Source organism: Cupriavidus sp. HMR-1 (genome assembly GCF_000319775.1).
Classification (GTDB): Bacteria; Pseudomonadota; Gammaproteobacteria; order Burkholderiales; family Burkholderiaceae; genus Cupriavidus; species Cupriavidus metallidurans.
Window position 1 is genome coordinate 1 of the sequence record NZ_ANKP01000038.1, and the last position, 12,672, is coordinate 12,672.

The window sequence follows — 12,672 nt, forward strand, 5'->3', positions numbered from 1 at the left end:
ATCACGAAAGCTGCTTATGCACAGAGGCGAGGCTGTGATTGTGTCCCGTGCGGCGGGCACGGTGCTGCGGGTTCAACGTCGCCTTGGCGAGGGTGTGCGCGCCGGTGATGTGCTGGCCACCGTCGAAAGTCCGGAGGCTGCAGCGATGGCTTCGGAACGCAGGGTAGCACAAGCCAGGGCGGATCTCTCCCGCAGGACGTATGAACGTGAAGCCAGTCTGTTTCAGCAAGGCGTGACACCGCGCCAGGAAATGGAATCAGCCAAAGCGGCACTGGAGGTCGCGCAGGCCGAGGCGCAGCGCGCCACAACGGTTGCCGAGGCTGCGCACCTGACAAGCGATGGCCGGGCGGTCGCGGTGGTCAGCCCCATCGCCGGCAAGATTACTGCCCAATCGGTGACGCTGGGCGCGTATGTCGCGCAGCAGGCCGATCTGTTCCGTGTGGCTGGCCTGGGCGCCGTGCAGGTCGAGGCCGCCGTCACTGCAGGGGATCTGGGCCGTATTTCACCGGGTGGCCAAGCCGCGATTCTGCTTTCCAACGGATCGCCGTTGCCGGCGAAGATCCAGGCTGTCACGCCAACCGTATCGGGCAGTGCACGCGCGGCCACGGTCGTCGTGATTCCGGAGCAACCTTCGGACCGCCTGGTGGTAGGCGAAGGTGTCCAGGTTCGCTTGCGCGCCAAGGCAAACAACAATGGCGAGTTGTCGGTTCCCGAAGATGCCGTACAGAACATTGATGGCACCGATGCGTTATTCGTGCGCACGGAAAATGGATTCCGTGCGCAGCCGGTTCTGGTCGGTACGCGCAGTGGCGGCATGGCGCAGATTCTCTCCGGTGTGCGCGCCGGGGAGCAGGTGGCAACGCGTAATGCCTTTCTGGTGAAGGCCGAGATGAACAAGGCAGCTGGGGACGACGAATGATTGGCAATGTCCTCAGTGGATCGATTCACTACCGATGGCTTGTTCTGTTCCTGACGGTCGTGATTGCCGCAATCGGCGCCTGGCAGCTCAAGCTGCTGCCGATCGATGTCACGCCCGATATCACGAACAAGCAGGTGCAGATCAACACGGTGGTGCCAACCCTAAGCCCCGTGGAGGTCGAGAAGCGCGTGACGTATCCGATCGAAACCGCTATTTCAGGGTTGAACGGCGTCGAGAACACGCGGTCGATGTCCCGCAACGGGTTCAGCCAGGTCACCGTCATCTTCAAGGAGAGCGCCAACCTCTACTTCATGCGCCAGCAGGTATCGGAGCGACTCGTGCAGGCACGTCCCAGCCTGCCCGCAGGCGCCGAGCCGCAGATGGGTCCGGTTTCCACTGGTCTGGGCGAGGTATTCCACTACAGCGTGGAGTATCAATACCCTGATGGCAAGGGCGCACCGCTCAAGGACGGGGCGCCGGGCTGGCAACGCGATGGAAGTTTCTTGACCGAGCGCGGGGAACGGCTTGATGACCGTGTGTCGAAGCTTGCATACCTGCGAACCGTGCAGGACTGGATCATTCGCCCTCAGTTGAGGACAACGGCTGGTGTGGCCGACGTGGATTCCTTGGGTGGCTATGTCAAGCAGTTCGTGGTCGAGCCTGATGCTGCAAAAATGGCCGCCTACGGCATCTCATATGGCGACCTCGCACAGGCTCTGGAGGATGCCAATCTTTCGGTGGGTGCGAACTTCATGCGCCGTTCGGGTGAATCGTACCTGGTGCGTGCCGATGCGCGCATCAAGTCGGCGGACGAGATCTCGCGCGCCGTGATCGCCCATCGCCAGAACGTGCCGATCACGGTCGGCCAGGTGGCGTCCGTCAAGATTGGCGGAGAACTTCGCTCCGGTGCGGCCAGCCGCAATGGCCAGGAAACGGTGATAGGCAGCGCGCTGATGCTGGTTGGCGCGAACAGCCGTACCGTGGCGCAGGATGTTGGCGACAAGCTGGAACAAATCTCGAAGACGCTGCCGCCGGGTGTAGTCATCGTTCCTACGCTTAACCGATCGCAACTGGTGACCGCCACCATCGAGACAGTCGCCAAGAATCTGGTGGAAGGCGCCTTGCTGGTGGTGGTAATCCTGTTCCTGCTGCTGGGCAACTGGCGCGCTGCCGTCATTGCAGCGCTGGTCATCCCATTGTCGATGCTGGTCAGTGCTATCGGCATGAATCAGCTTGGGATCTCCGGCAACCTGATGAGTCTGGGTGCGCTGGACTTCGGCCTGATCATCGATGGTGCGGTGATCATCGTCGAGAATACCCTGCGGCGATTGGCGCAGCGTCAGCATCAGGAAGGTCGTCTACTGACGCTGAGGGAACGCCTGGACGAAGTGTTGCTGTCGTCACGGGAAATGCTTCGCCCCACGATCTATGGGCAACTCGTGATCTTCCTGGTATTCCTGCCGTGCCTGACATTCCAGGGCGTGGAGGGAAAAATGTTCTCGCCGATGGTGATGACGCTCATGCTGGCGCTGGCGTCCGCATTCGTGCTGTCCCTGACCTTCGTGCCTGCGATGCTGGCTGTGCTGCTACGCAAGGAAGTTTCCGAAAAGGAAGTACGGGTGATCGTCGCGACCAAGCAGTGGTACCGCCCGTGGCTGGAGCGGGCGGTGGCGCGACCGATTCCGTTTGTCGGCGCCGGCTTGCTGGTGCTGGCACTGGCTGCAGTTGCGTTCGCCTTTGTCGGTCGCGAGTTCATGCCAACGCTTGACGAACAGAACCTTAACCTGTCCTCCGTTCGCATTCCATCGACATCGATCGATCAGTCGGTGGCGATTGATTTGCCGCTGGAACGCGCCGTGCTCTCGCTCCCTGAGGTGAAGACTGTGTACTCCAAGGCGGGTACCGCCAGCCTGGCGGCTGACCCCATGCCGCCCAACGCCTCCGACAACTACATCATCCTCAAGCCGAAGAGTGAATGGCCGGATGGCGTAACCACCAAGGAACAGGTGATCGAGCGTATCCGGGAGAAGACGGCACCGATGGTGGGCAACAATTACGACGTCACCCAACCCATTGAGATGCGCTTCAATGAACTGATCGGTGGCGTGCGCAGCGATGTCGCCGTAAAGATCTATGGCGAGAATCTCGACGACCTGACCGCCACTGGGCAACGCATTGCCGCCGTCTTGCGCAAGACACCCGGAGCAACGGATGTGCGCGTACCGCTGACCAGCGGGTTTCCCACCTTCGACATCGTATTCGATCGCGCCGCTATCGCGCGGTATGGGCTGACGGTGAAGGAAGTGGCCGATACCGTCTCGGCAGCGATGGCGGGCCGCCCGGCAGGCCAGATATTCGATGGCGATCGGCGCTACGATATTGTCATCCGCCTGCCAGGCAATCAGCGGGAGAACCTCGATGTGCTTGGCGCGCTGCCCGTGATGCTGCCAGCCGCCTCGGACCAGGCGCGGGTTTCCGTGCCATTGCGGCAGCTTGTCGAGTTCCGATTCACACAGGGCCTGAACGAAGTGAGCCGCGACAACGGCAAGCGTCGCGTGTACGTGGAAGCCAATGTGGGCGGGCGTGACCTCGGCAGCTTTGTAGACGATGCTGCTGCGCGGATCGCGCGGGACGTCAAGTTGCCTCCCGGCATGTACATCGAATGGGGCGGCCAGTTCCAGAACCTGCAAGCCGCGACCAAGCGACTCGCCATGATTGTGCCCGCCTGCTTCGTGCTGATCGCCGCGGCGCTGTATATGGCGATCGGCAATGCAATGCTGACCGCGACAGTTCTGACGGCTGTGCCCCTGGCGCTGGCGGGAGGCGTGTTCGCACTACTGCTGCGCGGCATCCCGTTCTCCATCTCCGCAGCAGTGGGTTTCATTGCTGTCTCGGGCGTGGCCGTTCTCAATGGTCTCGTCCTGATATCGGCCATCCGCAAACGGCTGGAAGACGGGGTGGCGCCGGACGCGGCCGTGATCGATGGCGCGATGGAACGGGTGCGACCGGTGCTCATGACTGCCTTGGTGGCATCTCTGGGCTTCGTGCCCATGGCCCTCGCAACGGGGACGGGTGCGGAGGTGCAAAAGCCACTGGCAACGGTCGTGATCGGTGGATTGATCACGGCCACCGTGCTCACGCTCTTCGTGTTGCCCGCGATATGCGGCATGGTGGTGCGCCGGAAACGGGGCGCGGGCGTGGGTCGCGACGAACTCGCTGAAGCTTAGGAGGTTGCATGCTGGACGTATTGCGGAACCGAACCTATCGGCACCTGTTCGGTGCGCAGGTGATCGCGCTGATTGGCACCGGGCTTGCGACGGTCGCGCTGGGTCTGCTCGCCTATGATCTGGCTGGTGCGAACGCGGGTAGCGTCCTGGGAACCGCGCTGGCAATCAAGATGGTTGCCTATGTGGGCATTGCCCCGGTTGTGGGTGCGTTCGCCAACAGGCTTCCGCGTCGCGCATTCCTTGTTGCGATGGACCTCGTGCGGGCGCTGGTGGCAATTTCTCTGCCGTTCGTGACGCAGATCTGGCAGATCTACATCCTGATTTTCCTGTTGCAGTCGGCATCGGCGGCGTTCACGCCAACTTTTCAGGCGACCATCCCGGACGTCCTTCCTGAAGAGAAGGCCTATACGAATGCCTTATCCCTGTCGCGCCTGGCGTATGACATGGAGAGTCTGGTGAGTCCGATGCTGGCCGCCGCGTTGCTATCGGTCATCGGCTTTCACTGGCTGTTCGGCGGCACTGTCGTGGGCTTCCTGGTGTCGGCTGCGTTCGTCGTTTCGGTGCGTTTGCCGCAATCCAAGGCGATAGCTCGCAAGGAGAGCCTGTATGCCAAAACGTTTCGGGGTATGTCGATCTACCTTCGGACGCACCGCTTGCGAGGGCTTCTGGCCCTGAACCTCGCCGCGGCCGCCGCCAGCTCGATGGTCATCGTGAACACGGTCGTCTATGTGCAAAGCAAGCTGCAGCGTCCGGCGTCTGATGTCCCATTCGCTCTGGCGGCCTTCGGCTGCGGATCGATGCTTGTGGCACTGTTACTGCCGAGGCTGTTGGCGAATCGTCCTGATCGTCCAGCCATGCTGGGCGGCGCCATCCTTATGTCAGCCAGTCTCGCTTTTGGAGTAGCACTGACCGGGTTCGGGCAAGTCATCGAATGGCCCATGCTTCTGCTGACGTGGTTTGCCACCGGCATCGGGTACTCGATGACGTTGACGCCAAGCGGACGTCTGCTGAAACGCTCGGCGGCTTCAGCCGATCGCCCTGCAGTGTTTGCTGCGCAATTCTCCCTCTCGCATGCGTGCTGGCTGATTGCCTATCCGCTCGCGGGGCAGGTGGGGGCGCGATACGGGATGCGTGCAGCATTTGTGGTGCTTGCGTGCGTTTCTGTTGTCGGATTTCTCGCTGCCTGGCGCGTGTGGCCAGCAGCAAATCATGAGGATACGGTCCCGGTGCGCTGACACAATCCCTCGCGGCGTGAAGGGTTGGCGAGAAAATTGCCATGATTGACGTGCTGACCGGTGGCGCAGGTCCAGAACCAACGGCCAGACTTTTCGTACGTCAGCAGCGCGTGCTGGGACTGGTCGGGGGCAGCCGCAATGATCAACCAGAGTTCGTGCGGCCTGGCGGCCATCCATGCCAAACGGGTCATCTATCAGGTGATTCCGCAGCAGCACATTGCCGATGCGTTCCAGTTGCAACACGCCGGTGCTTACGCCGGAAAATCTACCTCGACAGAATTGACAGCGAGCCAGTCATCTGGGCATCCGCGTGGGGCACTACGGGGGGCCAGGAAAAGCACTTCGCCGCCCGCTGTGGTTCCGACGAAATTCGTTCCGGTAGAACGGAGTGCGTTTCCACCGGACTGGTCGTTCCGGACAGTGTGGGTGGGGGCACCTTTCCGTTCAAGTTCTGATGCGCCGCATGGCCGTTAGCATGGCGCTAGCCCAGACGCGCACCCAAGAAAATGGCTTGCCTCCGTAGGAGGCAAGCCACAAGCTCTTCGTGCCACGGTAGAGGCAAAAGAGCAGCACCGGAAGCCAGTCAACCTGGACGGATGACTGGCTCCCCTCACACTTGTGCAAGTGTCAAACTGGCATGGGCGTCAACCTGTCAGAGCCCGTGAGCGCCGTCGGTGAAGACGTCTCGCGCCCCAATACGTGCTCCGTCGGTGAAAACGTCACGCTTGTCGATGCGCGCGCCGCCGGCGTACACGTCGCTGGCTGAGGCTCCGGCGCGTGCGCCGTCCGTGAAGGGATCGCGAGGGCGATGGACCTGCCCCTCGGCGGGAGCGGCCACGGCAGTGCCTGCGAGGATCGAGAGTGCGGCGGTAAGAATGGCAGTGTGAAGCTTCTTCATGGAAAGTTCTCCGGAGTCATGTTGGCGAGTCTGTCTCGCTCACCGTGTGCACAGTCTATCGGCCCGACACGATCAGTCGAATGACTCGAATATTACGAACCGGTCATCTGAGGGAAATGCGTCCAAAGCAGGCGAATTCTGTACGGCACAACGGTGTCAAGATCATTGCAACTTGGTCATTTGAAACGTTGATAAATTGATCGCTTATCCTCGCAATGACGCGGAGTGGGGTAGGCTAGTCTGCCCTCTTCCGAATGCGTTGGAGAGGCGAGATGGAAACCGCATTTATCCAGAATGCTGCGCGTAGCGCGGAAAACGCTCATGAACTGGCGCTCAGGCTGCGCACTCGCCGGCTGGAGTTTCTGGCAGCCAATATCGCCAACGCGGATACCCCGAACTACAAGGCGCGGGACATCGACTTTGGCGCCGAATTGGAACGGGCGATGGCAAGCGGCAATGCGTTTGTGGGCATGGCGACGACTTCGCGGCGGCATTTGGAGTCCCGTCCGTCAGCGGCGGAGGAGGCATTGCTCTACCGGGTGCCGATGCAGTCCGGCATCGATGGCAATACGGTCGAGATGGACGTCGAGCGCGTGGCATTTGCGGAGAATGCGGTGCGTATGCGGTTTTCCATTCAGAAGACGGCGGGTGAATACAAGGACATGCTCAAGCTCTACCAGGATATGCGTCCCTAGGCGGTATCCACGGATACTCACTAGTAGGAGTAGAAACTCAAAGCATGGCAACTCTTGCGGGCCCACGTTTGATGGGTAGTCGGTGGCAGGAATGTCTGGTACAAACGGCCCGCGAAGGATGTCGTGCTGCGCCGGATTTGCGTGCGGTGCTTCCTTGGCGCGTTCGATCTTGGATCGGAAAGGTTAGTGTCGGAATGGAGAAACGTCGTCAGAAGCGATTGCGCGCCCACATCAAGGAGTTTGTCCTTCCGCCAATTACCGATGGGCTCGTGCTAGGGCGCGCCTCGCCAATTGGACACGTTGCGGTCGGGCGAGCACTCAGTTTGCTGTCAACCACGGCCTTCGAGCATATAGAAATCGACGACGACGTGATTTCTGACATCCTCATTCGAAAGGCGATTCTCAGAAAGATCCCCGCCGCAGAGCTCAAGACGTTCATCCTGGATGAGATCAAACCGGCCATGGGAGCCGAGGAAATCCTTCACCTGGCGCTGGAAGTCGAGTTGTTCGTGGATCAAAAGCTGGGATAAGGCTTGCAGATGGACACATTGCTTGTTTCGGAGTGCCTCGACCTGACGGCACGCCGCGTTGCGCTCGACCAGCGATATCGGGATCTGGTCGGGGTCAATCAGACATCGACGAACGTCTTCTCGGTCTTCGATGACGACGGCACGTTTCTCGGTGTCGTGACGGACCGGCAGGCGACGCTTTTTCCAGCACGGATTTTCGCGGATCTGATCGCACGACGTCCACCCGAGCCCGTGCAGGGGCATGCCAGCGCGATCCAGTTGCTCAAGCGCATGCGTAAGGAAGCTTGTGAGCACCTACCCGTCTTCGATGCGCAAGGGCGATACATCGGCATTGTCTCCATGGCGTCCTTGCTGGCCGAGTTCGTTTGTCGCAGTGACATCAATCGTCGTGAACGCGAGGCGCTGGTTAGCCAATTGCGTACTGAGCTGGAAAACCGCAAGATATCGGCCAATGTGCTCGAGTCAACTAGTGACGCTGCTGGTAACGGACGCTCGCTTGCGCATCCAGTACATCAATCGTGCCTTCACAGCCGCGACGGGCTATCCCGGCGCGGATATTGTCGGGCGGCCGGCCGGATTCTTACGGTCTGGCCGGCATGGACGGGGCTTCTACGCGGAGATATTTGCAACCCTGCGCGATGGCGGACGCTGGGAAGGGGAGGTCTGGCTATTGCGGGCGGACGGCTCGATCGCGCCCGACTGGGTAACGATCAAGACGGTTCACGACGAGCATGGCGAAGTGTTCAGTTTCGTGGCGATGTTCGCGGACATCATGCAGCGCGAAAGCCTGCGCGCCCAGTACATGCACCTTGCCTACTACGACAGCCTGACCGGTCTGCCAAATCGACGCTTGTTCCAGGACCGGCTTGGCCATGCGATCGAACGTTCGGCGAACAAGGGTACGGAATTTTCCCTGCTTTTCCTTGACCTCAACCGGTTCAAGGACGTGAACGATACACTGGGCCACTCGTTTGGCGATCGGCTACTCGAGGTGGTCGGGGAGCGCTTCAAGCGACTGGTGAAGGAAGCGGATTTTGTCGGCCGTATCGGCGGCGATGAATTCACATTCATTCTGCACGACACCGCGGATCCTGCTCAGGTCGAGTCGATCGCGCGGCGGATCTTCGATGAACTGGCCAAGCCGATTGTCCTGAACGGTACGCAAAGCTACGTCTCCGCGAGCATTGGGGTCAGCCGATTTCCCGCCGATGGCACGACCGCAGAAGCGCTGATCATGAATGCCGATGCGGCGATGTACCGCGCCAAGGAGGATGGCATCGGCGCTTGTCATTTTTTTTCTCGCGGCCTGCATACGAAGGTGCTCAAGCGCCTCGACATCTCCAACGCGCTGCACCGCGCGCTCGAGGCCAACGAATTTTCGCTGGCCTGGCAACCCCAGGTGTCGCTCACCACGGGCAAGGTCATCGGTGCGGAAGTCTTGCTCCGCTGGATGCGAGATGGCAGCGTTCCCGTCTCGCCGGCCGAATTCATTCCGGTAGCCGAAGAGACCGGGGTAATCGGCGCGATCGGGGATTGGGTATTGCGCGAATCCTGTCGATACGTCGCGAAGCTCGAGGCACTGGCGATCGATCCGGAATTCAGGGTGGCGGTGAACTTCTCGCCCTTGCAACTGAGTTGGCACAGGCAGGAGCCTGTGCTGCAGACTATCGCGCAGTTTGGCGTTGATTGTCGGCGCTTCAAGATTGAGCTGACGGAGAACGCGTTGTTCGTGCACGAGGAAGGGCTGCTAGAATTTGTGCGGGAGCTGGGCGCCGCGGGCGTCGGAATTGCCATCGACGATTTCGGGACTGGATACAGCAATCTGTCCAGTCTGAAGCACTTACCGGTCACCGAACTCAAGATTGATCGCGCCTTTATCCATGACATGCAAGGCTCGCACAGCGACAGGCAAATCGTGCAGGCCATGATTAGCATGGCGCATATGCTTGGGCTGCGCGTCGTGGCCGAAGGGGTCGAGTACGTTTGGCAAGTGTCGGTGTTGCGGGAGTTTGGCTGCGAGGTGGGGCAAGGCTACCTGTTCAGCCGGCCGATCGACTTTGACGCGCTGGTCAAGCTACTCGATGCGCCCGCCGTCGACGTACAGGCGATGCTTGCCGACGGCTAGGCGATCTTTGGCGTCCCGACGGTCGGCACGACCGCGCGGATGGCTCGTGGCGGGGACTCCCGCACTGCGCTCGATCTCCGGGCGATGTGGCGAGATTTAGATGTGCCGTAATCTCGCCAGCATGACTGTGCCGGCCGCCATGGTGATGGTGGCGAATGCGAAGCCGAGGACAGGTGATAGCGCCGACCAGATGAGACCGACGCCGGCGCTCGAGATGAACTTCGCCGTGCCGTTCGTGGTGCCGAGCGCGCCGATGCTCATGGCCAAGGTGTCAGCCGACACCATCTCGGCGATCACCGTCGGCTCCAGGGCTTCCTGGACGGCCGTGTACAGGCCCGCAAGCAGGAAGACGGCCGCGAGCAGTGCGAGGGTGTTGACGTGGAGCCAGAACGTGATGGCCATGAGCAGGCCGGTCATCGCGCCTAGCGCATAGCCAAGCACGAGAATGCGCAGCGCACCGACGCGATCCGCCAGCATGCCGACTGGAAATGACGCCGCCGATTGCACGACGTTTCGCCAGACGTAGAGGCCACCGGCGATTTGCGCGGCCTGCACGATGCCGAGTGCGGGGGTCAGCAATTTCGTGGCGCCGAGGATCAACAGGCTGTGGGAGAAATCACCCATGCCAAACAACCCGACGGCGCCGAGATAGCGCTTGAATTTTGGCGGAAGGCCGCGCAAGGCCCGGAAAAATCGCAGCCCGGGATTTGGGGAAAATGCCGGATCCTTGACGAAGCCGAGGAAAGCCAGGACGGCCAGAACCCCCGGGATGACACTTAGCCATAGGACCAGACGGAACGGACCGATGGGGTCGTTCCACCCATGATGGCTTTGGGCCCAGCCAAGCAATGCGACACCAAGCAGCGGTCCGACTACTGCGCCAATCGTATCCATAGCCCGATGAAACCCGAAGGCACGGCCTCGCGCGCGCGGCGGGATTGCCTGGATGACAATCGCGTCGCGAAGCGGGCCGCGCAGCCCTTTTCCGAACCAGGAAATGATTCGCCCCACAAGTAGCATTGGCCACGCCGTGGCCAATGCGATTGCGATCTGACCCGCAGGCGTCAGGGCGTAGCCGACCAGCACCAGAAGCTTTCGATGTCCGAGCTTGTCGGCGACGTAACCCGAAATCATCTTGGTAAAGCTCGCCACCGCATCGGCCAGGCCTTCGATAAGTCCCAGAACCGCTGCCGGGATCCCGAGTATTGCCAGGAAGCCGGGCAGGATGACGGTGGTGGTCTCGTAGCAGAAATCGCCTAGTGCACTCGTGAGCCCGGCACCGACAACGGTGCGATTCAGCCATTCTCGCTGCAGCGGCACGGGGGCTGCCGGGGGCTTGTCATTCGACAGCGGTGCGGTGTCCTTTGAATCTGTCATGCTGTCTCGCGATCGGGCGCATTGCCCACGACGATCGAAACCAAAGTTGGCCAAGGCCGGGCTGACGAAAACGCTGAGCGCACTGGTCTGGCGCGGCGCTGTCCAGGAAATCCCTAAAGTCTGCAATCACAAGTCGCCACAGGCGCGGTGTGGATTGTCGGCGTCGAATCCATGACATCGTTCGCATCTGTTGGAAAAAGGCCGCGCCGCCGTGCATGTTGTCCGATGTTGCCGCAGATAGCAACGGGTGCGGCGCCTGGTAATTTCCCCGTCATGTTTGCGACAGGTCATCTCCATAAAATCGAATGTCAGCCTTCTGACCGCGCGCATGGATGTGTGAGTCGGATACGCGTCCAGACGACTTCGCCAGCACGCCGCCGCATCGCGCGTGGGCTCAACGCCAGCCTGGGTGAGTACGAGGATTCTGCAAAGCGATGGAGGGCCCCTTGCGGGAGGGCCTCCGATTTCAATCTGAGGCCGGCGATGCGATCGTGCGTGAGATGTGGCAATGCATTGTCCACGCAGGGGTGGCATTGCTGGTCCTGCGACTGGCAGCCGCCGTCGACATCAGGCATTGTGTGCCTCGCACCCGAACTGATCGGGGATCACGATGGGAATCAAGCGTCGCTGTTGCGGGAATTTGCGCACGTTGAAGACCGGAACTTCTGGTTTGCATATCGCCGCCGACTGATCATCGAGGCCTTGTCTCGGTGGTTCCCGCAGATTGAGTCATTCTTGGATCTGAGCTGCGGTGCGGGAAAATTCCTGGATGATTTCCGGACATGCTATCCGGCCGCCACGCTGGTCGCGGCCGACCGTTGCGTGGATGCACTACGCGAGGTGCGCCGGGAATATGGCTTTTCCTGTTTGCAGATGGATCCTATGCACCTGCCGTTCGCGGACGCCTTTGACGTCATCGGGGCGTTCGACGTCCTGCAGCATGCCGCGTCAGACGGGATAGTGCTTGACCAGTTGCGTAAGGCTTGTCGCCAGGGTGGCGGTATTGTCGTGACCGTACCGCATCAACGAACGCGACGACTGCGCGGCAATGCCCCGAGGGCGCCAGAAGCGCGCTACACGCTTCCCGCACTGATTCGCAAGGTCAATGCCGCAGGTTTCACTGTCGTACACAGCCAGACATTCTGCACGTTGGCATTGCCGCTTATGACGCTGAGCATGAGCAAGCAAAGGACGCGTCCGTTCCCCATGGCGGTTGGCGACCATCGACGCCGTGGTCCCATCCTGAATGACATGTTTGGCGGACTCTGCATGATCGAGAGGCAATTGGAGAAGGGCGGCGTGCGGTTCGCCAATGGCGATGGTGCGCTGATCGTCGCCGTGCGCCGATTCGCTTGAGGATGGCGTTCACTGAGTACGCACGAGAGGCGGCCTGCCACACAGGGCGATTGGAAACTTGAACCGATATTACGTCTTCGATTTGCCGCATGGCGTGCTGTCCTCGCTATTGCTGGTTGCCGTGCTCTGCATCATTGCGTTCCTGGCATTTGTCATCTATCTGAATCGCACCTATGGTCGCGGGCGCCCGCGGCTGCCGCGCCGGGGCCGGCCCCGAAAGAGCCCTCGCTCTGGCCGTCGGAAATAACGGCGGCCTACCCGCGTTCGTACAACTTGGCGTCGCCGCTGTTGGGCCGCAGCACTGTCCGCA

The 12,672-nt window shown here is 61.0% G+C and carries 9 protein-coding genes and 1 pseudogene; 8 read left to right on the plus strand and 2 right to left on the minus strand.

The features are described from left to right. The 3 genes from D769_RS05065 to D769_RS05075 form a co-directional block, all read left to right on the plus strand. Nucleotides 1–919, plus strand: a 919-nt coding sequence (locus tag D769_RS05065; protein WP_008642697.1) for an efflux RND transporter periplasmic adaptor subunit, incomplete at its 5' end; no start/stop codon positions are given. After that, the gene (locus D769_RS05070; protein WP_008642698.1) at nucleotides 916–4,146 is read left to right on the plus strand and encodes a CusA/CzcA family heavy metal efflux RND transporter; all 3,231 of its coding nucleotides are present in this window, start codon (nucleotides 916–918) and stop codon (nucleotides 4,144–4,146) included. The genes D769_RS05065 and D769_RS05070, both read left to right, overlap by 4 nt. A gap of 8 nt (nucleotides 4,147–4,154) precedes the next feature. Beyond that, nucleotides 4,155–5,381, plus strand: coding sequence for an MFS transporter (locus D769_RS05075; RefSeq protein WP_008642699.1), 1,227 nt, complete (start codon nucleotides 4,155–4,157; stop codon nucleotides 5,379–5,381). A gap of 652 nt (nucleotides 5,382–6,033) precedes the next feature. Here D769_RS05075 and D769_RS05080 read toward each other — a convergent pair. Next, entirely contained in the window at nucleotides 6,034–6,279 is a 246-nt protein-coding gene (locus tag D769_RS05080; protein ID WP_008642700.1) for a hypothetical protein, read from the minus strand. Nucleotides 6,280–6,551: 272 nt separating this feature from the next. Between D769_RS05080 and flgB the strand changes: the two genes are divergently transcribed. The 4 genes and pseudogenes from flgB (at nucleotide 6,552) to D769_RS05095 (ending at nucleotide 9,629) form a co-directional block, all read left to right on the plus strand. Then, nucleotides 6,552–6,974 (plus strand): flagellar basal body rod protein FlgB, encoded by a 423-nt coding sequence (gene flgB / locus D769_RS05085; protein WP_008642701.1) that lies wholly within the window; start codon nucleotides 6,552–6,554, stop codon nucleotides 6,972–6,974. 194 nt (nucleotides 6,975–7,168) lie between these two features. Then, nucleotides 7,169–7,504, plus strand: coding sequence for a hypothetical protein (locus D769_RS05090; protein ID WP_008642702.1), 336 nt, complete (start codon nucleotides 7,169–7,171; stop codon nucleotides 7,502–7,504). 9 nt (nucleotides 7,505–7,513) lie between these two features. Further along, nucleotides 7,514–7,804 (plus strand): annotated as a pseudogene (locus D769_RS32990) (PAS domain S-box protein); the annotation flags it as partial. A 169-nt stretch (nucleotides 7,805–7,973) separates the two neighbouring features. Further along, complete coding sequence (locus tag D769_RS05095; RefSeq protein WP_008642703.1) at nucleotides 7,974–9,629, plus strand: EAL domain-containing protein; 1,656 nt, start codon at nucleotides 7,974–7,976, stop codon at nucleotides 9,627–9,629. 96 nt (nucleotides 9,630–9,725) lie between these two features. Here D769_RS05095 and D769_RS05100 read toward each other — a convergent pair whose 3' ends face one another. Next, complete coding sequence (locus D769_RS05100; protein ID WP_008642705.1) at nucleotides 9,726–11,006, minus strand: MFS transporter; 1,281 nt, start codon at nucleotides 11,004–11,006, stop codon at nucleotides 9,726–9,728. 513 nt (nucleotides 11,007–11,519) lie between these two features. Between D769_RS05100 and D769_RS05105 the strand changes: the two genes are divergently transcribed. Continuing rightward, entirely contained in the window at nucleotides 11,520–12,362 is an 843-nt protein-coding gene (locus tag D769_RS05105) for a class I SAM-dependent methyltransferase (protein WP_223277385.1), read from the plus strand. Nucleotides 12,363–12,672 lie beyond the last annotated feature (310 nt).

Bases quoted from the DNA above. Each gene is read 5' to 3' on its own strand.
- D769_RS05080 (WP_008642700.1), bottom strand. From the start codon at position 6,279: ATGAAGAAGCTTCACACTGCCATTCTTACCGCCGCACTCTCGATCCTC.
- D769_RS05070 (WP_008642698.1), top strand. From the start codon at position 916: ATGATTGGCAATGTCCTCAGTGGATCGATTCACTACCGATGGCTTGTT.
- D769_RS05075 (WP_008642699.1), top strand. From the start codon at position 4,155: ATGCTGGACGTATTGCGGAACCGAACCTATCGGCACCTGTTCGGTGCG.
- D769_RS05100 (WP_008642705.1), bottom strand. From the start codon at position 11,006: ATGACAGATTCAAAGGACACCGCACCGCTGTCGAATGACAAGCCCCCG.
- flgB (WP_008642701.1), top strand. From the start codon at position 6,552: ATGGAAACCGCATTTATCCAGAATGCTGCGCGTAGCGCGGAAAACGCT.
- D769_RS05090 (WP_008642702.1), top strand. From the start codon at position 7,169: ATGGAGAAACGTCGTCAGAAGCGATTGCGCGCCCACATCAAGGAGTTT.